Annotated in this window: 21 protein-coding genes; 13 read left to right on the forward strand and 8 right to left on the reverse strand. The window is 64.9% G+C overall.

What is annotated here, in order from left to right; translation table 11 throughout:
* Positions 1-186: 186 nt before the first annotated feature.
* Positions 187-2457, reverse strand: a complete 2271-nt coding sequence (locus A9D15_RS07240; protein WP_066763453.1) for an NADP-dependent malic enzyme — start codon at positions 2455-2457, stop codon at positions 187-189.
* Between the two features lie 148 nt (positions 2458-2605).
* Here A9D15_RS07240 and mutS point away from each other — a divergent pair, with 148 nt between their 5' ends.
* The 3 genes from mutS to A9D15_RS07255 are packed head-to-tail and all read left to right on the forward strand — an operon-like array spanning position 2606 to position 5931.
* Positions 2606-5215, forward strand: a complete 2610-nt coding sequence (gene mutS / locus A9D15_RS07245) for a DNA mismatch repair protein MutS (protein ID WP_483294811.1) — start codon at positions 2606-2608, stop codon at positions 5213-5215.
* 53 nt (positions 5216-5268) lie between these two features.
* Positions 5269-5652, forward strand: a complete 384-nt coding sequence (locus A9D15_RS07250) for a YidH family protein (RefSeq protein ID WP_066763455.1) — start codon at positions 5269-5271, stop codon at positions 5650-5652.
* Between the two features lie 18 nt (positions 5653-5670).
* The gene (locus A9D15_RS07255; RefSeq protein ID WP_066763456.1) at positions 5671-5931 is read left to right on the forward strand and encodes a hypothetical protein; all 261 of its coding nucleotides are present in this window, start codon (positions 5671-5673) and stop codon (positions 5929-5931) included.
* A gap of 25 nt (positions 5932-5956) precedes the next feature.
* Here A9D15_RS07255 and A9D15_RS07260 read toward each other — a convergent pair whose 3' ends face one another.
* Positions 5957-6271, reverse strand: coding sequence for a hypothetical protein (locus A9D15_RS07260; RefSeq protein ID WP_066763460.1), 315 nt, complete (start codon positions 6269-6271; stop codon positions 5957-5959).
* Positions 6272-6487: 216 nt separating this feature from the next.
* Here A9D15_RS07260 and exbB point away from each other — a divergent pair, with 216 nt between their 5' ends.
* The 7 genes from exbB (at position 6488) to A9D15_RS07295 (ending at position 12520) form a co-directional block, all read left to right on the forward strand.
* Positions 6488-7258 carry a tonB-system energizer ExbB gene (gene exbB / locus A9D15_RS07265; protein WP_216634381.1) on the forward strand — a complete coding sequence of 257 codons (771 nt, stop codon included), beginning with the start codon at positions 6488-6490 and terminating at the stop codon, positions 7256-7258.
* A 3-nt stretch (positions 7259-7261) separates the two neighbouring features.
* A complete protein-coding gene (exbD, locus tag A9D15_RS07270) occupies positions 7262-7681 on the forward strand; it encodes a TonB system transport protein ExbD (RefSeq protein ID WP_066763462.1) in 420 nt (139 codons plus the stop codon).
* A complete protein-coding gene (locus tag A9D15_RS07275) occupies positions 7678-8427 on the forward strand; it encodes an energy transducer TonB (RefSeq protein WP_156521687.1) in 750 nt (249 codons plus the stop codon). Before exbD ends, A9D15_RS07275 begins: the two co-directional genes overlap by 4 nt.
* Positions 8428-8528: 101 nt before the next feature.
* Complete coding sequence (locus tag A9D15_RS07280; RefSeq protein WP_066763466.1) at positions 8529-10877, forward strand: TonB-dependent receptor; 2349 nt, start codon at positions 8529-8531, stop codon at positions 10875-10877.
* A 61-nt stretch (positions 10878-10938) separates the two neighbouring features.
* Complete coding sequence (locus A9D15_RS07285) at positions 10939-11622, forward strand: Fe2+-dependent dioxygenase (protein WP_066763467.1); 684 nt, start codon at positions 10939-10941, stop codon at positions 11620-11622.
* Complete coding sequence (locus tag A9D15_RS07290) at positions 11622-12206, forward strand: protein-methionine-sulfoxide reductase heme-binding subunit MsrQ (protein WP_082924315.1); 585 nt, start codon at positions 11622-11624, stop codon at positions 12204-12206. Before A9D15_RS07285 ends, A9D15_RS07290 begins: the two co-directional genes overlap by 1 nt.
* A complete protein-coding gene (locus A9D15_RS07295) occupies positions 12203-12520 on the forward strand; it encodes a PepSY domain-containing protein (RefSeq protein ID WP_229660317.1) in 318 nt (105 codons plus the stop codon). The genes A9D15_RS07290 and A9D15_RS07295 overlap by 4 nt, the downstream gene beginning before the upstream one ends.
* 6 nt (positions 12521-12526) lie before the next feature.
* On the opposite strand, the gene A9D15_RS07300 is transcribed toward A9D15_RS07295, so the two are convergent.
* From A9D15_RS07300 to gluQRS, 3 genes are read right to left on the reverse strand one after another with little or no spacing between them, the layout of a single operon-like run.
* Complete coding sequence (locus A9D15_RS07300) at positions 12527-13099, reverse strand: cob(I)yrinic acid a,c-diamide adenosyltransferase (protein WP_066763469.1); 573 nt, start codon at positions 13097-13099, stop codon at positions 12527-12529.
* A gap of 10 nt (positions 13100-13109) precedes the next feature.
* The gene (locus A9D15_RS07305) at positions 13110-13337 is read right to left on the reverse strand and encodes a hypothetical protein (protein ID WP_066763587.1); all 228 of its coding nucleotides are present in this window, start codon (positions 13335-13337) and stop codon (positions 13110-13112) included.
* A 10-nt stretch (positions 13338-13347) separates the two neighbouring features.
* A complete protein-coding gene (gene gluQRS, locus A9D15_RS07310) occupies positions 13348-14205 on the reverse strand; it encodes a tRNA glutamyl-Q(34) synthetase GluQRS (RefSeq protein ID WP_066763471.1) in 858 nt (285 codons plus the stop codon).
* Positions 14206-14489: 284 nt separating this feature from the next.
* Between gluQRS and A9D15_RS07315 the strand changes: the two genes are divergently transcribed.
* The gene (locus A9D15_RS07315) at positions 14490-15098 is read left to right on the forward strand and encodes an HNH endonuclease (RefSeq protein WP_066763472.1); all 609 of its coding nucleotides are present in this window, start codon (positions 14490-14492) and stop codon (positions 15096-15098) included.
* Positions 15099-15237: 139 nt separating this feature from the next.
* Here A9D15_RS07315 and hemH read toward each other — a convergent pair whose 3' ends face one another.
* Genes hemH through A9D15_RS07330 form a run of 3 tightly spaced genes read right to left on the reverse strand, consistent with a single transcriptional unit; the run spans position 15238 to position 19490 of the window.
* Entirely contained in the window at positions 15238-16275 is a 1038-nt protein-coding gene (gene hemH, locus A9D15_RS07320; protein ID WP_229660318.1) for a ferrochelatase, read from the reverse strand.
* Between the two features lie 9 nt (positions 16276-16284).
* Positions 16285-18696, reverse strand: a complete 2412-nt coding sequence (locus A9D15_RS07325) for a xanthine dehydrogenase family protein molybdopterin-binding subunit (RefSeq protein ID WP_066763474.1) — start codon at positions 18694-18696, stop codon at positions 16285-16287.
* Positions 18693-19490 (reverse strand): Mrp/NBP35 family ATP-binding protein, encoded by a 798-nt coding sequence (locus A9D15_RS07330; RefSeq protein ID WP_229660325.1) that lies wholly within the window; start codon positions 19488-19490, stop codon positions 18693-18695. Before A9D15_RS07330 ends, A9D15_RS07325 begins: the two co-directional genes overlap by 4 nt.
* Before the next feature lie 396 nt (positions 19491-19886).
* On the opposite strand from A9D15_RS07330, the gene hflK reads away from it, so the two are divergent.
* Both hflK and hflC read left to right on the forward strand, forming a co-directional pair.
* Positions 19887-20996 (forward strand): protease modulator HflK, encoded by a 1110-nt coding sequence (gene hflK, locus A9D15_RS07335; protein ID WP_066763591.1) that lies wholly within the window; start codon positions 19887-19889, stop codon positions 20994-20996.
* On the forward strand, positions 20996-21844 hold the full coding sequence (gene hflC / locus A9D15_RS07340) for a protease modulator HflC (RefSeq protein ID WP_066763478.1): 849 nt from the start codon (positions 20996-20998) through the stop codon (positions 21842-21844). Before hflK ends, hflC begins: the two co-directional genes overlap by 1 nt.
* Positions 21845-22030: the final 186 nt, after the last annotated feature.

Raw genomic sequence — 22030 nt, forward strand, 5'->3', positions numbered from 1 at the left:
ATGCGCTGTCCTACAGCATCGCGCCGCGTCATCATGCGCCTCGCTCTTTCCGATCGTCGAATTCGCGGGTGAACCTGTCACCTAAGTCGCAGACACGCGAAACCCCGCGCTGGCCCTGGCCTTGCGCGGGGTTTGCAGTGGGTGACACGGTGTCACCTTTGTCACCCTGACGGGCTTTTTGACAGGTCAGCCAACCACTTCGGCAGCGGCCAGCACCGCCAGCGTCAGAACGTCTGGCGCGATCGCCGTCATCGGCGCGATCTGGACCGGCTTTTCCATGCCGACCAGCATCGGGCCGATCGTCGTCGCCCCTGCCAGTTCGCGCAGCAGCTTGGCCGACAGGTTGGCCGACTGCAGCCCCGGCATGACCAGCACGTTGGCAGGCGCGGACAGGCGGCTGAAGGGGTAAAGCTTCATGACCGTGGGGTTGAGCGCGGCGTCGGGCGCCATTTCGCCCTCGTACTCGAAGTCCACGCCCTCTGCGTCGAGAATGTGCACCGCCTCGCGGATGTTTTCCAGCCAGCGGCCCGCGGGGTTGCCGAAGGTGGAATAGGACAGGAACGCGACGCGCGGTTCATGGCCCAGCCGCTGGGCGACCTTGGCGGTCTCCTTCGCGATGTGGGCCAGCATCTTGGCATCGGGCCGTTCGTTGATGGTCGTGTCGGCAAGGAACACGGTGTAGTTCTTGCCCACCATCAGGTGGATGCCGAAGGGCACTTCGCCCTTGCCGTGGTCTAGGACGAGGCCGACTTCCTTGATCGTCTGCGCGAACGGGCGCGTCAGGCCCGAAATCATCGCATCGCCCTTGTCGAGCGCGAGGAGGAGCGAGGCAAAGACGTTGCGGTCCTGGTTAACCATGCGGCGCACATCACGCTCTGTCGCGCCGCGGCGCTGCAGGCGATTGTAGAGATAGTCCACCATCTCGGGGACATACTCGCTCTGCGCCGAGTTCTGGATTTCGTACGTCTCGATGTCCGCGACGCCGAGTTCCTTCAGCTTTTCCTTCACCTTCTCGGTGCGGCCGACAAGGATCGGTTCGCCATAGCCGAAGTCGCGGAACTGGATCGCCGCGCGCAGCACGACGTCTTCCTCGGCCTCTGCAAAGACGACGCGCTTGGGGTTCGCCTTGGCCCGCTCGTAAACGCTGGTCAGTGCAGACGTCGTGGGGTTGAGGCGGGCCTTCAGCCGGTGGCGGTATTCGTCGAAGTCCGCGATCGGGGCCTTGGCGACACCCGAATCCATCGCCGCCTTGGCAACAGCGGAGGACACGACCTCCATCAGGCGCGGATCGAACGGCGCGGGGATGATGTAGTCGCGCCCGAACTGGTGGTTCACACCATAGGCGGCGGCCACTTCCTCGGGCACGCGTTCACGCGCCAGTTGGGCGATGGCCTTGGCGGCTGCGATCTTCATCTCTTCGTTGATGGCAGTCGCCTGAACGTCAAGTGCGCCGCGAAAGATGAAGGGGAAGCCGAGGACGTTGTTGACCTGGTTCGGATAGTCCGAACGCCCGGTCGCCACGATCGCGTCGGGGCGCACGGCATGGGCATCGTCGGGCGTGATCTCGGGCGTGGGATTGGCCATCGCGAAGATGATCGGGCTGTCGGCCATGGCCTTGACCCATTCGGGCTTCAGCGCACCAGCAGCCGAAAGGCCGAGGAACACGTCCGCGCCCTTCAGCGCCTCTTCAAGGCTGCGCGCCTCGGTCTGGACGGCGTGCGCGCTCTTCCACTGGTCCACCTTCTCGCGACCCGGGTAGATCGGGCCGGAACGGTCGCACACGATCACGTTGTCGTGGCGCACGCCCATCGCCTTGATGAGCGCGGTACACGCCAGCGCCGATGCGCCCGCGCCGTTCACGACCATCTTGATCTCGTCCATCTTGCGGCCGGTGAGATGACACGCGTTGATGAGGCCCGCCGCCGCGATGATCGCGGTGCCGTGCTGGTCATCATGCATGACCGGGATGTTCATCTTCTCACGCAGGGCCTGCTCGATGATGAAGCATTCGGGCGCGGCGATGTCTTCGAGGTTGATGCCGCCGAACGTCGGCTCCATCAGCGCGACGGCGTTGATGAAGGCATCGGGGTCCTCGGTGTCCAGCTCGATGTCGATGGAATCGACGTCGGCAAAGCGTTTGAACAGGACCGACTTGCCTTCCATCACCGGCTTCGACGCCAGCGCACCAAGATTGCCGAGGCCGAGGATCGCGGTGCCGTTGGAAATCACGGCGACGAGGTTGGAACGGGCGGTATAGCGGGCGGCGTCGGCCGGGTTCCTGGCGATCGCCTCGACCGGCGCGGCAACGCCGGGCGAGTATGCGAGAGAGAGGTCGCGCTGCGTCGCCATGGGCTTTGACGCGATGATCTCGATCTTACCGGGACGGATTGTCTCGTGGTAGAACAGGGCCTCGCGCTCGGTGAAGCTGGCTTTCGTGTTGCTTTCCTCGTCCGCCAACGCGTCCTCCTTGCCTTCGCTGATATGCGCCCGCCTATAACGTCTCCTGTCATAAGCGATAGGGGCAAAGGTGCGGTTTTATGGATCGGGGACAATCGATCCGCGATGCTTTGCCGAATCGGCGGGGCATACGCTAACGCTCCCGCCTATGGCCGGCGGCTCCACTCCCATGATGCAGCAATATTTCAGCCTAAAGGAACAGGCGGGGGATTGCCTGCTGTTCTATCGCATGGGCGACTTCTTCGAACTGTTCTTCGACGATGCGAAGACGGCAGCCGGCGTACTAGACATCGCGTTAACGACGCGCGGCGAGAACGCGGGCGAACCGGTGCCGATGTGCGGCGTTCCCGTGCATTCTGCGGACAACTACCTTGCCCGCCTGATCCGCGCCGGATGCCGCGTCGCGATTGCAGAGCAGGTGGAGACCCCGGCAGAGGCGAAAGCCCGCGGCGGATCGAAGGCGCTGGTCAAGCGCGACATCGTGCGCTTCGTGACCGCCGGCACGCTGACCGAAGACACCCTGCTGGAATCGCGCCGCGCCAACGTGCTGGCCGCGCTGGCCCCGCTGCGCGAAGAGGTGGGCATCGCCGCGATCGACATCTCCACCGGCGAAATGGCGCTGGAATGCGTCGCGCCCGAAGGGGTGATGGCCGCGCTGTCGCGAATCGGGCCTGCCGAAGTCATCGTGCCCGAAGGCTGGGACGATGCTCCTTCCGAAGCGATCGAACGGCCTCGCACCACTTTCTCCAGCGACGAGGGCGAGGCGCGGCTGAAGTCGCTGCACGGTGTCGCAACGCTCGATGCCTTCGGGGCGTTCGGGCGCGCGCACCTTGCCGCGGCGGGCGGACTGGTCGCCTATCTCGAACATGTCGGACGTGGCACGATGCCGCTGGTCCTGCCGCCGCGCGTGCGAGAGCCGGGCGGTCACCTCGCCATGGACGAAGCCACGCGCAGCAGCCTTGAAATCACGCAGTCCTCGACCGGAGCGCGCAAGGGCAGCCTGATCGACTGCATCGACCGCTGCCTGACCGGCGCAGGCGCGCGCCTTCTGTCCGAAGACCTGTCCGCTCCGCTGGCCGATGCCGGCGCGATCCGGGAAAGGCTGGAAGCGGTCGAATGGCTCTTCGCCGATGCCCTTCTGCGCGACGACCTGCGCCGCGCGCTTCGCGCCCTGCCCGATATCGGCCGCGCGCTTGGCCGCGTGGTCGCCGGGCGCGGCAGCCCGCGCGATCTTGGCCAGTTGCGCGACGGGCTTGGCGAGGCGCGTAATCTGCACGATCTTCTCCGCCAGCATGACAGCCTGCCCGCGCTTTTCACGCGCCTTTTGCCACACCTTTCGGGGCACGGCGCGCTGTGCGAGCTTATGACCCGAGCGCTTGTCGCCGCACCGCCGACGGAGCGGGGCAGCGGCGGCTATATCGCAGAAGGCTACGACGCCTCGCTCGACGAGCTCCGCGCGATTTCGAAGAACGGCCGCCGCGCCATTGCCGCACTGGAGCAGAAATACCGCGACGAGACCGGCATCTCGACGCTGAAGATCAAGCACAACGGCGTTCTCGGCTATTTCATAGAGGTCCCGGCCCGTCACGCGGACAAGCTGATGGAGGCCGAAAGCGGCTTTACCCATCGCCAGACAATGAAGGACGCAGTGCGTTTCAACGCGCTGGCCCTGCACGAGGAAGCGAGCCGCATCGCGGAGGCGGGTGGACGTGCGCTTGCCGCCGAAGAGGCGCACTTCGAGGAACTGGTCGAGCGCACGATTGCGTCGAAGGAAGCGATTGCCGCCACCGCACAGGCACTGGCCCGGATCGACGTGAGCGCAGGCCAGGCCGAACGCGCGGCGGAAGGCGGCTGGGTCCTGCCGGATATTCGCGAGGACAATGCCCTCGACGTCAAGGGCGGCAGGCATCCCGTGGTTGAAGCGGCTCTGGCGACGACCGGCGAGCGCTTTGTCGCCAACGACTGCACGCTGTCCGCGAAGGACCGGCTCTGGCTCATCGGCGGCCCGAACATGGGCGGTAAATCGACCTTCCTGCGTCAGAACGCGCTGATCGTCCTGCTCGCGCAAGCTGGCGGATTCGTACCGGCTGAGGCGGCAAGCATCGGCATCGTCGACCGCCTGTTCAGCCGCGTTGGCGCATCGGACAACCTCGCGCGCGGACGTTCGACCTTCATGGTCGAGATGGTGGAGACCGCCGCCATCCTCAGCCAGGCGACCGACCGCAGCTTCGTCATTCTTGATGAAGTCGGGCGTGGTACGAGCACTTACGACGGCCTTGCCCTGGCATGGGCCGTCGCGGAATCGGTGCATGAGACCGTTCGCTGCCGGTGTCTTTTCGCGACGCACTATCACGAGCTTTCGCGGCTGGCTGAAACTTGCGACGCCCTTTCGCTGCACCATGCGCGGGCGCGGGAGTGGAAGGGCGATCTGGTCCTGTTGCACGAACTGGCCGAGGGACCGGCAGATCGCAGCTATGGGCTTGCCGTGGCGCGGCTGGCCGGTCTGCCCAAGCCTGTCATTGCGCGGGCGAAGACCATTCTCGACAAGCTGGAAAAGGGCCGGAAAGAAACCGGCGGGCTGGGCGCGGGGCTGGGCGAACTGCCACTCTTTGCCGCCGCTGCCGAGGCGCAGGAAGAGCAGTGCGACACCTTGCGCGAAACACTGCGCGGGATCGACGTCGATGCGCTCTCGCCGCGTGAGGCGCTGGACATGCTCTATGCCTTGAAGCGCGAGGCGGGTGAGGACGGAGCGGGTTAAGCAACGGCCTGGCCCTTTCGGAACCCTTGCACGTCCTTACCGGTTGGTCGGATATGGGCGACAGACAGGAATTCGATCGGACCGAACTGGCGGAAGATCGCACGATCATGGCGGTCGAGCGAACTTTCGCAGGCTGGATCCGCACCTCTTTCGCCGCGATCGGCATCGGTCTTGCCTTCAAGGTCCTTTTCGGAGAACTGGACCCGCCTTGGCTTGCTCGCGCAATCGCCACGATCTTCATACTGCTCGCCGCCTTTCTTTCCATTGCGGCGGAACGACGCGCTTGCCGTGCGATGGAGCGTATGCGCTCGCACTCGGTCGATTCGCCGCGGGCCCCACACCTTCGTTATGTGGCCTGGGCCGTGGCGGCAGGTTCGCTGGTTTTGGCCGTGGCGATCTGGCTGATGCGTGACGTTGCTGTTCCCCTCGTCGGCTGAGCCGGCTAGGACAAGGCCATGCAATTCGACGACCTTCTCCTCCGCTATTTTGGAACGACAGATCTGGCCGCCGTGGCGCCATCCGCCCGGGAAGCCGGAGTTGAAAGGATGCGCGTCGACTTCGGGCTCGAACGCGATCCGGCCAAGCGGTTTGTAATCTGGGTCCTGCTGGCGATGAACGGGGCAGAGCCCGATCTCGACGTCGCATTCGAAGACGAGGCCGAGCGGGAAGCTGCTCGCAACCTGCTCGACCTCGTGATGTCCGCCCGCGGGGATTAGTTCGCGAGCCTTACTTGCGTCCGGCTCAGCTGTCGGAGTTGCCGGGTTCGTCCTTCATGACGTTCGACTTGCCGTATTTGGACGTGTTGTCGTCCATGTTCGGCTCACCGCGATAGGCGCTCATGTCGATGCCGCCCTTCGTCATCTGTTTCATGTGATCGACAAGGTCTTCGGTATCGTCTTCCGACGTGATCGAGCCTTCGGGCTTTTCTCCATCCTCGGTCCCGAAGCTGCTGACCGCCCGGCCGATTGCCTGGTTGGCGAAAGTCTGGGCCTGCGCGTCTTCGTCGTGCTGCTCGTCATTGAAGTTTTCAGGGGCGAGTTCACTGTTCTTCGCCATCGGTATTTCCTTTCATTCGGTCTTGCCTGACCTACGGCTGCGCGGCGCTCTGGTTCCCTGAGCGCTCTGTCCGCATGGCGATCACGTCCGCTCGAACGAGCCACAAAATCTTCTTATCGGGCCAATTTGCTCTTGCGAGTCACTCTCAAGAGCAATAGTGCACTTCCCAGTTCGAAACGCCGCACTGGCGAATCGCATTGAAAGACGGGGAATTTCGTGGGTCAGGCCATTCGCATCATCGCATCGCTCGTGAAGCCGCGCGGCCTCGTTGTGCTCGCCGCCCTTGCGCTTCCCAGCGTCGCGCACGCTTCGGCTGATGGCATTCCGGGCCGCCTGTCGGTCGCCGACATGTTCCTTCAGGCCGACTGGGTGGTAAAGCTGGTCATGATTGGCCTGCTGGCCGCATCGGTGCTGACCTGGACGGTCTTCGCCGCCAAGCAGAAGCAGCTTTCCGCCATCGGCAAGGAAGAACGTACCCGCCTCGACGCGCTGCGCTCGCTGCGCGGGATCGGCGATGCCGAGGGCGCGATTGCCGCCAGTCCGCTGATCGCGGCGGCGCGGGATGAACTTTCGCTCTCGGCCGATGCGCTCGACGATCGCGAGGGCGTTAAGGAGCGGGTCGCCTCGCGCCTCGAACGCCACGAAGCGTTTTGCGCGCGCCGCATGACGCGGGGCATCAACGTGCTCGCCACGATCGGTTCGACCGCGCCTTTCGTCGGTCTGTTCGGCACTGTCTGGGGCATCATGAATGCCTTTGTCGGCATTGCCGAGAAGCAGACGACCAATCTTGCCGTCGTTGCACCGGGCATTGCCGAGGCGCTGCTGGCGACCGCGATGGGACTTATTGCAGCCATTCCCGCCGTCGTCATCTATAACCACTTTTCCAAGCAGTTCGCCGCCAACCGCGCCGTTATCTCCGACGGTAGCGCGGTCGTCATGCAGATCGTCTCGCGCGATCTTTCGCGCGGTACGGCCAATGCGGGCTGAACCATGGCGTTCAAACTTTCCGGCGGCGACGCGGACGAACTTCCCGTCAACCACGAGATCAACGTTACGCCGTTCATCGACGTGATGCTCGTCCTCCTCATCATCTTCATGGTAGCGGCCCCGCTGGCGACGGTCGACGTCAAGGTCGACCTGCCTGTCGCCAATGCCGAGCCCTCGGCGCGACCTGACGAGCCGCTGTTCCTGACGATCGAACAGGATGGCCGCCTGACCGTAAACGACCGCCCGGTCGAACTCGCCGCGCTCGGCAGTGCCGTTTCCGAAGCGTCAGACGGCGACAACGAGGCTCGCGTCTTCCTGCGCGCCGACAAGGCCGTTCCGTACGAGCGGATCATGGACGCGATGAATGCGCTGCGCTCTGCCGGATACTTGCGCGTCGCCCTGATGGGCGCGGAAGTCTCGTGACCGTGGGCCACGTCTTTTACGATGACAGGCGGCTATGGACTACCGCCGCCGTCTGCGCGCTGGCCCTGCACGGTGCCGCGCTGGCCGCGGTCCTGCTGGTCCGCGCCGAAACCGCGCCGCATCTGCCCGAACCGGTTATGGAAGTCGAACTGCCGCCCCCCGGCTTTGCCGAGGAAGCGACGAGCGCGAGCGCTGATCCGGTCTCGCCCACGCCCGAGATGCAGCCCGCGGCGCAGGAACTGCCCAGCTATCTCGCGCCAGAGATCGACATTCCTGAAATGCAGGCCCCGACACCACCCGATCCGGTCCGCCTGCCTCCGCCGGCAAAGGTCCAGACCGCCGCGACCGCTTCGCGCATCGCGCAAGTCGCAACGCCGCAGCCCGCCGCAAAGCCCGCTGCCGTAACGCAGGGCGCAGGCAATGCGCCGGGTGACGATCCACGTGCGAAGAAGAAGGAGGCCGACTACTACCGGCTCCTGATGGCGCATCTCCAGCGCAAGAAGAAGTATCCGAGCGAGGCGAAGAAGGCAGGCCAACAGGGCGTGGTCACCGTGCGCTTCACCATCGACCGTTCGGGCAATGTCACGACGAGCGCGATCAAGAGCAGCAGCGGGCACAGCCTGCTCGACACGGCCACGCTAGACCTGATGCAGCGGGTATCGCCTCTCCCGCCCATCCCGAAGGAGATGGGGCGCGAGAGCCTGACGATCGCGCTGCCCATCGATTACGCGCTGTCACGCAAATAGCGCGAGCGGGCCAAAATCTCGCAGGTCTAGCCGGCCGACCCAACCACCGACAAACCACACACCATCACGAACGACACCAGAATTGAGGGAACATTTTGCAAATGCGTCGCACTAACAATATTCGCAAGCCGATCTCGCTGCGCCAGGGCACTACCCTTGCTGCCGGCGTCTCGGCAGCGTTCCTTGCCCAGCCCGCGCTTGCACAGGATGCAGAGGACGAGGAAGTCGTCCTTGATACGCTGGAGATCAAGGACCACACCGCAGACTCCAACCCCTACACGCAGGAAGGTGCCCCTTATAAGGCGCGCATTTCGGGCGACGTGCGCCGCACCAAGCCACTTTCCGAAACGCCCGCGACGATCACCGTTCTGACAGAACGCCAGATCGAGGAATCGGGCGCGAACGACTTACGCGAGATCCTTTCGGCGCAGCCGGGCGTTACCATCGGCACCGGCGAGAACGGCAATGCCTTTGGCGACCGCTTCATCATCCGCGGCCACGAGGCGCGCAGCGACGTCTTCGTCGACGGCCTGCGCGATCCGGGAATGACGACGCGCGAAAGTTTTGTCGTCGACCAGATCGAGATCACCAAGGGCCCCAGCTCGTCCTTCGCAGGGCGCGGCGCAACGGGCGGCGCGGTCAATTCGATCACCAAGCAGGCCAGCACCGACTACATGTTCACCCGCATCGACGGCGGCGTCGGCACAGACGACTATTACCGCGCGACGCTGGACACCAACATCCCGCTGACCGACACGCTCGCGGTGCGCGTCAACGGCCTCTATTCCTACGAGGAAATCCCCAACCGCAACTTTTCCGACCGGGACCGTTGGGGCGCAGCGGTGTCGGGCGCCTGGACGCCAAGCGACACGATCCGCGTCCTGCTCGACTATTATCACCTGACCGCGAACGACATTCCCGATCTTGGCGGATACGTCCCCGCACCGACCGGCACGGCAGGCAACGTCACCGTCTATGGTCCGTGGGACGATGTGCCCAACTACGCGCAGGACGGCGATTTTCTCGATACCGAGGTCGACACGTTTACAGGTCGCATCTTCATTACGCCGTGGGAAGGTTTCACCGTCACCAACTCGACCCGCTATGGCGAGACGAGCAACGGCTATGTCCTGACCGGCCTTCGCGGCGGCGCTTACGATCCCGACGCGGGCACTTATGATGCGCTGCGCCTGTCGACCCACCAGGGTAATCAGGAAGTCGAGTATTTCACCAACCAGTTCAACGTACTCGGCGAGTTTGACACCGGATCGATCGGCCACTCGGTCATCGTCGGATCCGAATACTCGAACATGAAGGTCGCGAACGGCACTTATGACATCACCGAAACCGGCACGACGAACTGCACTTATGCCGGGCGCGGCGGCAGCCTCTCGCAAGGCTATTGCATCACCGACGCGAACCGCGACGTGACTGTCACGAACATTCACGACCTTGCCCAGCGCGTGATCACTGACGGTACGATCGACAGCGCGTGGAAGGTGGAAACCCTTTCGTTCTACGCGATGGACACGGTCGACCTCACCGAATGGCTCTCGGTTCACGGCGGCGTGCGTCTCGATGCCTTCGATTATTCAAACGACGTCCTTGGCCGCGGCGCTACCGAACCGACGAATTACAGCTATTCCGACACTCTGTGGAACGGCCATGCCGGTATCGGCGTAAAGCCGATGGAAGAGGTTTACCTCTACCTCAACTGGGGTACGGCCAAGAACATCAACGGCGGCGAATCCGACCTAGGCAGCAACTGCGGCTATGGCGGAATCTGCGTTGCCGACGGCACCGACATCGGTGACGGTCGCCCCGAAAGCAGCGAAAGCTTCGAAGCTGGCGTGAAGGCCGACCTGTTCGACGACCGCTTCATGGCGACGGCGGCAGTGTTCCAGATCACCAAGGACGACGTGTTCGAAAGCGCGGGCGACGGATACAGCGAGGGCGGATCGCTCAACACCGGCAAGAACCGCGTGCGCGGTGTCGAGTTCGGTCTTGTCGGCAACCTGACCTCGGGCCTGTCGGGGCAGGCCGCGCTGACCCTGATGGACAGCGAGATCACCGGTTCGAACGATCCGTCGAAGATCGGTCGCCGCCTGTCAAACTTCGCCAACACGCAATTCAGCGGGCAGGTCCGGTACCAGGCAACCGATGCCTTCGCGTTCGGTGGCACGGCAACGTACAAGAGCGCGATGTTCGCAGGCCAGCCCGACGATGCGGCAGGGTACGACGAAACGCTTGAAGTCTATCGTTACCGCGTGCCGAGCTATTGGGTCTTCGACGCCTTCGCGAGCTACCAGTTCACGCCGAACCTCGGTGCGCGCCTCAACATGACGAACGTGGGCGACGAGGATTATTACCAGGCCGGTTATCGCAGCGGCCATTTCCTCTACAAGGGCGACGAACGCCGCACGACACTGACCGTCACGGCGAAGTTCTGACGCCAATCAAGGCGGGGGGCGGCCAGCGGTCGCCCCTCTTCCATTTTATGAGAGCCAGACGATGCTGATCGTGATCGAAAATGTCCTGACCGAAGCTGAAGTCGCGCGTTTCCGCGAACGGTTGGCGCGTGCAGGATGGATCGACGGCGCGGATACTGCAGGCTCGCGGTCGGTCGCGGTAAAGCAGAACCTGCAGCTTTCCCGCACCGACGACACCGCCCGCGATCTGGGTGAGACGATCCTGCGCAAGCTGGGCAACCACGCCGAATTTGTCTCGGCCTCGCTGGCGGAGAAGATCTGGCCGCCGGTATTCAACTGTTACCAGGACGGTGGCCATTACGGCACGCACTCCGATGCCGCGCTGATGCGCCTGCCCGAAGCGGGACTGACGCTGCGTTCGGACTTGTCGGCGACGATCTTCCTGTCCGATCCCGACGACTACGACGGCGGCGAGCTGGTGATCGAGGAAAGCTACGGCGCGCAGGCGGTAAAGCTGAACGCGGGCGACATGGTCCTCTACCCTTCGGGCAGCCTGCACCAGGTCACGCCCGTCACGCGCGGTCAGCGCATCTGCGCGATCACATGGATGCAGAGCGCGGTGGCCGACGCTTCGGCCCGCGCGATGCTTTACGACATGGACCGGTCGATCCGCGCGCTGTCAGTCGGCAAGGCGAAGGACGATGCCGATATCGACCGGCTGATCCACGTCTATCATAACCTCGTGCGCCGCTGGGCGAACGTGTGATGCGCCCTCGCAAGGCTCTCTTCTGGCTCGCACTGGCCGTGCCCGCCGCGCTGATGATCGCCGATCTTGCGCGTGGCACGCTGGCGATGGACCTGCTGCATCCGACAGGCGAACTTTCGCTGCGGCTGATGGTGCTCGCGCTGCTGTCCGGCCCGCTGATCGAGGTGTTCGGCCCGAACCGCTTCCTACGTGGGTGGGTCGCCATTCGCCGCGATCTCGGCGTCGCCGCCTTCGGGTATGGCGCGCTGCATCTCGTCTTCTACGCGATCGACATGGGTGCGCTTCGCCCTATCATCGCCGAATTCGCCCTGCCCGCTATCTGGATCGGCTGGCTCGGCTTTGCCCTCATGCTCGCCGCCGCCGCGATCAGCACGAACCGCGCGATGGCAGCACTTGGCCGTCGCCGGTGGAAGCGCATCCAGCAAGGCATCTACGCCGCATTCATCCTCGCGTTGCTCCACTGGGCCTTGCTCGACAGGGCCTGGGGCCCGCCCCTAATCCACCTCGCGCCAGTCGCCCTTGCATGGGCGCTGCGCTTCGCGGTGCAATTTCGCCGCCGCCTCAACCGAAGGAAAATCGCATGATCCGCAAGTCCCTCACCGCCATGGCCGCCACGGCCGCGCTGCTCTCGGCCAGCCCCGCGCTTGCCGATGGCGACGTGCAGTGCAATTCCGGCCCGCAGGCCAAGTGGCAGAAGATCGACAAGCTGAAGAAGAAGGCCTGGCTCGAAGGCTGGAAGGTCCAGAAGCTGCAGGTCGAAGGCGACTGCTATGAAGTCTACGCGCAGACCGAAAACGGCATGGCGATTGAGGCATTCTTCCACCCGGTGACACTGGAAAAGCTGGTCGTATTCCGCCGCGGCAGCGAGATCTACCGCAAGGACGGCTTCACCGGCTAAGCGGGTTTATCCGCGCGATGCGCCCGGTACCCAGAGCACGTCGCGCTTTCCGCCCTCGTTCGCGCCGCGGGCCAGCACGAAAAGCAGGTCCGACAGGCGATTGACGTAAGCGAGCGCCGCCGGATTGACCGGCTCTGCCGCGCCCAGCGCCGCGATCGTGCGTTCGGCGCGGCGCACGGTGGCGCGCGCGACGTGCAGGCGTGCCGAAGCCTCGCTTCCGCCCGGAAGGACGAAGCTGGTCAATGGTTCAATACTCTCGTTCGCGGCGTCGATACGACTTTCGATCCACTCGGCCTGTTCGGGCACCATGCGCAGCGTCATTTCGCCGGGCGTAAAATCCTCCCCCGGCGTCGCAAGGTCCGCGCCCAGATCAAACAGGTCGTTCTGCACGCGGGTCAGCACCTCGTGCGTTTCGCCCGCGTCCAGTGCCGCAATGGCGAGGCCGATGGCCGAATTCGCCTCGTCCACCGCGCCGATGGCGTCCATGCGCGCGGCGTGTTTCGGCAGGCGCGAACCGTCGACTAGCCCCGTCGTCCCGTCGTCACCGGTCCGGGTGTAGATCTTGTTGAGTTTTACCACGGCGTGAAGATCAGGAAACGGCGGCCAGAAGGACCATCGCGACCAGGATCGCGGCGGCCTGGTACTTGATGCGCGACATCATCGCCTTGTTCTGGCGAAGCTGCATTTCCTTCACGCGTTCATCGCCGCCTTCAAGGTCCATTTTCGTGCTTTGCAGGAAAGCGACAATGCCGCGGACCAGCGAGACGACAACCATGGCGACCAGGGCCACCAGCGCGATGATGAGGATGTACTTCATGGGCACTCAGTTAGGGATTTTCGCGCCCGATTTCGAGTCCCGAAAGTGACAGGCCATCGGGGAACCGCCCTCCTCTGATATCGGCGGCCAGCGCAAGCCCGTCTTCGCCAGCCGCACGGCGGTCCGACAAGGCGGGCGAACCGCGCCGCTTGGCCAATTTCTCGCCGCTTTCCTCGACCAGCAAGGCATGGTGGTGCCAGCGCGGCACCGGCAGGCCCAGCAGCGCCTGAAGCAGCCGGTGGACATGGGTGGATGCGAAAAGGTCCGCGCCGCGCGTTACCAGAGTGATGCCGTCGCGCGCATCGTCGAGCGTCACTGCAAGGTGATAGCTTCCCGGCGCGTCCTTGCGCGCCAGCACGACATCCCCGAAAAGGTCGGGCCGCGCCTCCTGCTCTCCGGCCAGTTCGTCGATCCACGTCAGCGGGCCGGTAAGCGCCATCGCCTGCGCCATGTCGAGCCGCCACGCGGCGGGCGCATCGGGATCGGTTCCGGCATGCCGGCAGGTGCCGGGATAGACCGGACCATCGGGGCCGACCTCGCTCGCCGCCGCCGCGATCTGGGCGCGTGTGCAAGTGCAGGGATAGACTAGGCCCATGGCCTTCAACCGGTCCAGCGCGTCGGCATGGTTGGCGATGCGCGACGACTGGCGGATCGCTTCCCCGTCCCATTTGAGACCGAGCCATTGCAGATCGGTCAGCGCACTTTCGGCAAATTCGGCCCTGCTGCGCGCGCCGTCGATATCCTCGATCCTGACGAGAAAACGCCCACCCCGCTCGCGCGCGATGTCGTGGGCGACGATCGCGGAGTACGCATGGCCAAGGTGCAGCGGGCCGTTCGGGCTCGGCGCAAAGCGGGTTACTGTTTCCATCTTTCGGTGATCTAGCGCGGCCCGCCCTAGGAAGTCACGCTGTGGATCATCCTGTTGACGATTGGCGGACAACCCTGTGAACAGGACTGTGGATAGCCTGTGCGCGACCCTCTTGCCCAAAGCGCGCCGCCATGGTGTCTTCACATTGCGATGCGTCATCAACCGGTCATGCTCGCCTGCGAAAGCGCGAACCGAAACGGCGGTGCCCCTGCCGGACCCTTTTGGGTCGGCAGTATTCCGGGTCCTGCCGGCATGACGCGGCTGACAGGGGGGCGAATACGGCGATGTTCCAGTCCGGTCTGATCGAAACCAGGGCAAGGCTTTCCAGTGCGGACGGTGATCCGACGCGAAAGCTCAACAGCTGCCCGGCTCTTGTTCTGAATGCCGACTACACACCGCTATCCTATTACCCGCTAAGCCTCTGGCCGTGGCAGACCGCGATCAAGGCGATCTTTCTCGACCGCGTCGACGTCGTCGCCAGCTACGACCGGCAGGTCCACTCCCCCTCGCTCGACATGCAGATCCCCTCGGTGATCGCGCTGAAGCAATATGTGAAGCCGTCGGAATTTCCCGCCTTCACGCGCTTCAACCTGTTCCTGCGGGACCGGTTCTCGTGCCAGTACTGCGGAAGCCCGCACAACCTGACCTTCGACCACGTCGTCCCGCGCCGGCTTGGCGGGGTGACGAGTTGGGAAAACATCGTCACCGCCTGCGCGCCCTGCAACATGAAGAAGGGCGGCCGCACGCCGAAACAGGCGCACATGGCGCTGCAGGTTCGGCCCATCAGGCCGACGAGCTGGCAACTGCAGGAACGCGGCAAGGGCTTCCCGCCGAACTACCTGCATGAAACGTGGCGGGACTGGCTCTACTGGGACATAGAGTTGGAGGAGTAACAGGGGATTTCCCCTCGGCCGGCCTTCGAACGGCCGTCCTCTGCGCTTCCAATGCTCACGACCTGAATGGTCGCTGCGCGCCGGTTCTCGTGGCCAGCCTTTCTCGACTCACCCGAGCGAAAATCGTCATTGTAGTTTATTAAATCCAGCCGCCCAGTTCGGTGCGGATCAGCGTTTCCAGCATGTCCATGCCCGGCTGCGTATCGTTGAGGCAGGTCAGCGCGACATAGCTTTCGCCGCCGTTCTCCAAGAACGTGTCGCGGCCCTGCAGCGCGATTTCCTCAAGCGTTTCGAGGCAGTCCGCCGAAAAGCCCGGCATCGCCACCGCCATCGACCGGGTGCCAGACCTGGCCTCCGCCTCGATCGTCAGGTCGGTCGCAGGCTCCAGCCACTTGGCCTTGCCGAAGCGCGACTGGAACGTCGTGTCGACGCGCATGTTCGGGAATTCGCCCACCAGCGCTTCGGCCAGAAGGCGCGCGGTCTTGCGGCAATGGCAGTGGTAGGGATCGCCCAGTGTCAGCGTGCGTTCGGGCATCCCGTGAAAGCTGAGCAACAGGACATCGGGCACAGGCGAGGTAGGCGACAACTGCCGCGTAATGTCGTCCTTCAGCGCCGCGATATAGGCCGGGTGATCGTGATAGGGCGGCAGCGTTCGAATTGCGGGCTGCCAGCGCATTTCGGCCAGAACCTTACCCAGCGCATCGACCGCCGTGGCCGTCGTCGCGCCGGAATACTGCGGGTAGAGCGGCGCGAACAGGATGCGGTCGTATCCGGCATCCTTCAGCGCTGTCACTTTCTTTGCGATCGAGGGATTGCCGTAGCGCATCGCCCAGTCGACCTTAACCCCGTCGCCCAGCCGCACCTGAAGCGCCTTGGCCTGACGCGCAGTAATCGCGGCAAGCGGGGAGCCGTCCTCGCCCCAGACCTGCGAATAGGCGTGAGCGGATTTCTTCGGCCGCGTATTGAGGATGATCCCGCGCAGGATCGGCTGCCAGACAATCGGCGGGATTTCCACCACGCGGCGGTCCGACAGAAATTCGCCAAGGTAGCGCTTCACCGCGCCAGCCTCGGGCGCGTCGGGCGTACCCAGGTTGACGAGCAGCACCGCGACTTTGCCGGTCGGTGCGGCGGGATGGCCTGCGGGCCTGTCCATCGGGGTGCCGGGTTTGCTGTCCATGACCGTTCCTTAGTCAGCCATCGTGCCGTCGGGAAGCTCCGAAGGTTCCGCCTCGGGCATATCGATGCCATCGGTCTCGCTTGCCGCCTCGGTCACTTCGGGCGCGGGCGTTTCGCTGGGCGGCGGTGTCGGGGCGAGCGTGGTGCGCCCCAGCGGGATCGGCAGCTCGCGGAAACGGGTGCCGGTGGCAGAGCGCAGCGCATTGGCAATCGCAGGCGCGACCGCGACCATGCCGATCTCGCCCGGATCGAACGGCGGCGCATCGTTCTGCGCGAAGCCGACACTGATTTCCGGAATGCGCGAAAGGCCCGCAAGCCGCAGCGCGCCCAGTGTCTGTTCCTGCGGCAACCCGCCCTTGTATGTGACGCCCATGCCCAGCGCCTGGTTCATGCCGAAGAGCAAACCACCCTCGATCTGCTGCAACGCCAGTTCGTAGTGCAGGATGCGCCCGATGTCGCACCACGCCGCGATTGAGGATACTTCCACCCCGTTCTCACCCGGCCTTGCCCGCACGACGACCGCGATGCGCCCGCCGCCACCTTCGCGGCCCGCCGGGTCGACCATCTGCCAGCAGGCGATGCCCTGTGCCGTGCCTTCGCCGCCGCCGTCCCATTCGCCAAGCTGCGCCGCGCCCTGCAGGCATTCGGCCATGCGCGGGTTCCCGCCCAGCATCGCCATGCGGTAGGCCAACGGTTCCTCGCCCGCCGCGCCTGCGACCTCGTCCATGAAGCTTTCGGTCACGAAACAGGCTCGCGCCTCGGCATTGCCGCGCATGCGACCTGCGGGAAGGCCGGTGTCGGCGGACAGACTTTCGACCGTCACATTGTCGATTGCATAAGGCGGCGCCATGCCGAACAGGTTCGCCGGATCGTGCTTGCCGTCGCTGGCATCCAATGCGCGTTCGGGCGTCAGGCCTTCGAACAGGCGCGCGTACATCTCGTGGGCGCCGGGCTGGCAGGCAAAGCGGCTGTGCCACGCGTGGACCGTGCCTTGCGGGCCGGTGATCGCCTTTACCTCTGCCACGGCAGGCGGGCGCGGCAGGGCGGTCAGATGTTCCTGCCAGCGCGAATAGGTCAGCTGCACCGGACGCCCCACGGCCCGCGCGATCGCGGCGGCTTCACGCACGATGCGGTATTCGAGGCGCGCATCGAAGCTGCCCCCCGCGCCGACGGGATAGAGCACGACATCCTCGACCGGCAGGCCGACGGCGGCGGCAGCCTGTTCGCGGGCCTGTTCGGGTGCCTGTGCCGCGGCCCAGATCTCCAGCCTGCCCGACTGGAAGCGGGCGGTGGCTGTCGCGGTCTCGATCGTGCCGTGCAGCGCGGGCGCGATCGTATAGCGCGCCTCGACCACGCCCAGCCCTTCCAACGCGACTTCGGTCTCGCCGCGCTGGAACATGATCTCGGGCGTGCCTTCGGCCAGCGCGCGTTCGAGGCCTTCGGCGATCGTCGTATCGTCGGGAAGTCCGCGCGTCGCCTTGAACAGCGGCTTCATCAGCCGCAGCGCCTTTTCCGCGGCCCACTGGCTGGAGCCGACGGCAGCAAGCCAGGAAGCACCCTCGACCCGTGCGATATAGCCGGTCACGCCGCGCCCCGCGTCCCCGTTGAACGTGTCGAGCTGCGAGGTGGCGAGCGGTCCGTGCGCGATGGCGGCAAAGACCATGCCGGGAAGGCGGATGTCGCCGGAAAACCGGAACGAGCCATCGACCTTGGAAGGCCCGTCGAGACGCGGATAGGTGCCGACTTCCGCCGACAGGTCGGGCGAGGCATCGCTGGCCGGATCGGGGCGCAGGATAGGCGGGCTGGGCGCGGAGAATTCCGCCGCCTCGTCCGCCAGTTCCCCGAAGCGCAGCTGCTTGTCGCCATGCACGATGAAACCGTCGCGCGCCTCGCATTCCTCGAACGCGACGTCCCAGCGTTCCGCCGCCGCCATCGCCAGCACTGCGCGCACGCCAGCGGCAGCCTCACGGATCGGCATTTCGTAGGCGGCAATTGCCGTGCCGTCGGCGGTTGCCATGAGGCGGGTCTGGTTGGCGAAGTTCTTGGCGAGAAAATCGTCCGGATCGTCGGCAAAGGACGGCAGCCACGTATCGCGCAAGCCCCCCCAGCGCGCGGCAAGGACGGGATCGGCATAGGCCGGGCTGATCGCCGCAGGCTCTACCGCGACCTGCCGCCAGTCCGCGCCCAGTTCCTCTGCCGCGATGCGGGGCAGAAGGGTCGTGATGCCCTGCCCCATTTCCAGCTGCGGCACGGCGATGGTGACGACGCCCGACCGGTTGATCTTGATCCACGCGTTGAAGGCCTGCTCGTCTTCGCCCGCCGAAAGCGGCACCGGATAGTCGCGCGGCAGCAGCGCGTAGGCCGCGATCAGTCCGCCGCCAGCCGCGGCGCCGATCAGGAGCTTGCGCCGCGAAACTTTCATGCGCTTGCGGCCTCTGCAAGGCCCGCCTTTTCGGCAACCTGCCGCGCGATATCGGCAAACCTGTCCGCGACCGGACCTTCGCCAGCGGCAGGCGGGCGGCCTGCGTCGCTGTCGGTGCGGATGTCGATGGTGAGCGGGATGCGGCCCAAGAAATCATATCCCATCGTCTTCGCCGCCGCTTCGGCCCCGCCGCTGCCGAAGGGATCGCTCTCCTCTCCGCAATGGGGGCAGACGTAACCGGCCATGTTCTCGACCACGCCGATCACCGGCACGCCCGCCTTGTCGAACAGGCCGATCGCGCGGGTCGCGTCCATCAGGGCCAGATCCTGCGGGGTCGAGACGATGACCGCGCCATCGGGCTTGAACCGCTGGATCATGGTAAGTTGAACATCGCCGGTGCCGGGCGGCAGGTCGACGACAAGCGTGTCGACATCGCCCCATTCGGCATCGATCAGCTGTGCCAGCGCATTGCCCGCCATCGGCCCGCGCCACGCGATCGCCTGGCCGGGTTCGGCAAGGTGCCCCATCGACAGCATTGGCACGCCGTAACGGGTGCCGACGGGGATCAGCTTCTTGTCCTTTGCCTGCGGGCGTTCGCCCTCGCTTGCCATCAGGCGCGGCTGAGACGGGCCGTAGATGTCGGCATCAACCAGCCCGACTTTCACCCCCATGCGCGCAAGAGCGACGGCGATATTGGCCGACACGGTCGACTTGCCGACACCGCCCTTGCCCGACCCCACCGCGATGATGCGGGGTCCGCGTTTGGGCGGCGAGCCGTCGCCGCGTTCGGCCATTTGCGCGATGCGCAGCGGCGGCAGATCGAAATCGCGCACCGCGCCGCGCACTGCAATTTCCAGCTTGTCGCGGCCAAGCTGATCCAGCCCGCCGACTTCCAGCACGATCGTCGTCGCGTCCTTGCCCAGCCGGAAGCTGGCGAGCCTGTCGCCTGCTGCGGCCTCGAGCGCGTTGCGGATTGCGGTTTCGTCGGGGGTCATCGCTGCGTCCAGTCGGCTTTACGGGCCGTTTGTTCAGGTTGGTGCGCCGTAACGGCGTTTGCTTGATGCGTCATGGGGCCTCTTGCACCATTGGCGGAAAAATCCAATGCCGAACCCCCTGTTTTTGCCGGTGACGATACCTATAAGGGAAGCATGACAAAAAAGGGTGGGTCCTTGAAGGACGGCATTTTGGCCATGGCCGGCAAAAGCCCGTGGGGCTCCTCGCCCGGCGGTGACGACAACGACAGCTCCGGCGAGGGCGGATCGGAAGGCGGCGCGACTCCGCCGCCGGTGTCCGAGGGCGGCAACAAGCCGCGCAATCCGTGGCTTCCCGGCAGCGACGATGGTTCCGCAGGTCCGCGCAAGGCCGCGAACATCGAAGATCTGTTCAAGCATCGGCAGGCCCGCAAGGGCGGCGGCGGTGGCGGCAATTTCCCGCGGATGCCGCAGGCGCCCGGCGGCAAGAGCTGGGCCCCGTTGATCGTGATCGGCGTGCTTGCGTTCTGGCTGCTGGCAACCGGCGTGCACCAGATCGGACCCAAGGAAGAAGGCCTTGTCACCACGGCAGGCAGCTTTTCGCGCACGATGGGCCCCGGCCTGCAGTTCTCGCTGCCCTGGCCGATCCAGCGCGTCGAGATCGAGGACGTGACCTCGATCCGCACCGACACCATCCCCGAGGGTGAGGCCGAAAAGCTGATGCTGACCGGCGACCAGAACCTTGTCGACCTGTCGTACATCGTGCGCTGGAACATCAAGGACCTGAAGCAGTACACCTTCCAGATCGAAAACCCGGACGAGACAGTGACCGAAGTGGCCGAAGCCGCCATGCGCGCCTCGATCGCGGAAGTGACGCTGGACGATGCGCTTTCGGGTTCGGGCCGTGCCGAGGTCGAACAGGCCGTGCGCACCCGCATGCAGGCTTTCCTCGACGCCTATGGCGCAGGGGTTGCCGTGCAGGGCGTCGAAATCAAGAAGGCCGATCCACCGACCGCCGTCGTCGACGCCTTCCGCGAAGTGCTTGCCGCCCAGCAGGACGCGCAGTCCGACATCAACCGCGCACGCGCATGGGCCGAACAGGTTACCGCGCGGGCAGAGGGTGAGGCAACCGCCTTCAACAAGGTCTATGATGAATACCGCCTCGCCCCCGAAGTGACGAAGCGCCGCATGTATTACGAAACCATGGAACGCGTCCTGAAACAGACCGACAAGACCATCGTCGAAGCAGACGGCGTGGTGCCTTACCTGCCGCTGCCCGAGGTTCGCCGCAAATCCTCGTCCACTTCTTCCAGCGAAGGAGGCGAATGATGGACGCGATCTGGCAGCAGTACAAGGCGTGGATCGTCGTTGCAGGCCTTGTCCTGATCGGCGCACTTTCCACCGTCTTCGTCACGCCCGAGACCGAGCAGGCCGTCATCCTGAGAAACGGCAAGCCGCTCACCATCGTCAACAAATACCGTCCCAACGAGGATTTCGGGAACACGGGTGCGGGCATCTGGTACCGCATCCCGCTGATCGACCGCGTCGTCTTCGTCTCGCGCCAGATTCTGGCCGTCGACATGCAGCGGCAGGAAGTCCTGAGCCGCGACCAGCGCCGACTCGAGGTCGATGCCTATGCACGTTACCGCGTGATCGATCCAACCAAGCTCGTCCAGACCGCCGGTTCGACCGGACGGGTCGAGGAACAGCTGCGTCCGATCCTGAATTCGGTCCTGCGCCAGCGGCTTGGCACGCGCAGCTTCCAATCGCTGCTGACTGCCGAACGCGGCGCAGCGATGAAGGAAATCAAGGAAGGTCTCGACAAGGAAGCGCGTGAATACGGCGTGCAGGTCATCGACGTGCGCATCAAGCGCGCCGACCTTCCCGCCGGTCGCCCGCTTGAAACCGCCTACACCCGGATGCAGACGGCGCGTAAGCAGGAATCGGACACGATCCGCGCACAGGGCCAGAAGCAGGCCCAGATCATCCGCGCCGAGGCAGAGGCCGAGGCCGCGCAGACCTACGCTTCGGCGTTCAACAGGGACCCGAACTTCTACGACTTCTACCGCGCCATGCAGAGCTATGACGCGGTCTTCTCGGGCGAGGACAACAACAGCTCGATCATCCTCTCGCCCGATAACGAATACCTGCGCCAGTTCAGGGGAACGGGACGCTGAGCAGGTTGATTGGCCAAACGGGCGCGAAACGCGAATGAGGAATGTTTTCATTCAATCCGCGTTAAGCCCGGAACGGCTGGAATGGGGCGGGACATACTCGCCGGACCGCCAGGCCCGCCGCCTGCACGGTCCCTTGCCGGGCCCTCGGGATGGGGCGCGGCGCCATGACGGAATGATGTGAAGAGG

The organism is Croceicoccus pelagius (assembly GCF_001661915.1).
Lineage (GTDB): Bacteria > Pseudomonadota > Alphaproteobacteria > Sphingomonadales > Sphingomonadaceae > Croceicoccus > Croceicoccus pelagius.